The organism is Liquorilactobacillus sicerae (assembly GCF_029916425.1).
Classification (GTDB): Bacteria; Bacillota; Bacilli; order Lactobacillales; family Lactobacillaceae; genus Liquorilactobacillus; species Liquorilactobacillus sicerae.
The window spans coordinates 1-467 of sequence record NZ_JAHAVQ010000205.1 but is presented as its reverse complement, the minus strand read 5'-3'; the positions used below and the strand labels follow the sequence as shown (position 1 = coordinate 467).

Annotated in this window: 1 protein-coding gene; it reads left to right on the top strand. The window is 39.0% G+C overall.

The window, feature by feature from the left end:
- Positions 1-33 precede the first annotated feature (33 nt).
- On the top strand, positions 34-467 hold a 434-nt coding region (locus tag KH893_RS12010), incomplete at its 3' end, for a spondin domain-containing protein (protein ID WP_281166307.1).

The window sequence follows — 467 nt, the reverse complement described above, 5'->3', positions numbered from 1 at the left end:
ATCCTATTATAAACAATTAAAAAAATGACGAAGATGAAAAAGATTTTATTTTTAGTAATGTTGTTGACTGTATTTATATGTACCTCTACCGTTTTGGTATCCTGTGGTATGAATGATGACGAAAACATGCCAGAGGGAGAAATGGCGATGCCTCTTATGAGCTCTATTATTTCATTTGAGAATGTGTTGGGGGCTAAAGATTTTGTGCAAAGTGGACTCTTTGTTGGTGTGGGGAGTGCTGAAGTCAATATGCCGGTGGTATTACCGGGGCAAAGTATTAGTTTTAAATTTCATGCCGGCAGGGGACAGGCGTTGATGTTAACTACTATGTATGGTGCTTCCAAAGATTGGTTTTTTGCGCCCGATAACCCAGGTATTATGCTATATAAAGAAGATGGTATGCCAATGACGGGTGATGTTTCTAAGTACATAAAGCTCTGGGATAACGGAACGAAAAAGGGTACAAC